Origin of the sequence: Mesorhizobium sp. M7A.F.Ca.CA.002.09.1.1 (assembly GCF_003998555.1) — a bacterium.
Classification (GTDB): domain Bacteria; phylum Pseudomonadota; class Alphaproteobacteria; order Rhizobiales; family Rhizobiaceae; genus Mesorhizobium; species Mesorhizobium ciceri.
The window spans coordinates 1-556 of record NZ_RZRR01001534.1 but is presented as its reverse complement, the minus strand read 5'-3'; the positions used below and the strand labels follow the sequence as shown (position 1 = coordinate 556).

1 protein-coding gene is annotated in these 556 nt (G+C 66.5%); it reads right to left on the bottom strand.

Annotated elements, in window-relative coordinates; genetic code table 11:
* The coding region (gene waaC / locus EN994_RS34495; RefSeq protein ID WP_127308303.1) for a lipopolysaccharide heptosyltransferase I at positions 1–554 on the bottom strand (554 nt) is incomplete at its 3' end.
* Between the last annotated feature and the right edge of the window lie 2 nt (positions 555–556).

Below are 556 nucleotides of genomic sequence, written 5' to 3'. Positions count from 1 at the left end.
GTTCCGTGCAGCAGGAAGGCGGTTTTTCCAGAAGTGCCCGCCAGGGTGCCGGCGGGCGGCACGATGCCGGAGTCCAGCGTCGAAAGATCGGGCTGATAGGCGAGCGCCAGGCCAAACAACCGCCGCGTCCGTTCGATGGCGTGGAGATCGCGCGGGACGGCATACGTGGCATCGTAGAACAGCGTCGCCGAGGGTTCGCGCGCGCTCGAACGGTCGAAGCCGGCAATGGGTGAGCCCGCCTGTCTTGCCACCAGGGCCGATTTCAGCAGGCCTTGCGCGTCGATGACCAGATCGTAGCGGCAATTGCGCAAGGTGCGGCGCAGGGCGGCCGCCTCGCGCCAGGTGGCGCCGTCAAGCAGCGCCTTGCGCCAGCGCCGGATCGCCACCGTATGAATCTTGTCGATCGCCGGGTGAAGCGCGACGATTCCGGCGAATGCCTCTTCGACGCACCAGTCGAAGGTCAGGTCCGGGCGGTGGCGACGGGCATCCTCGACCGCCGGAAAGGTGTGGATGACATCGCCCATCGACGACGTCTTGACGATCAGCACCTTCATGC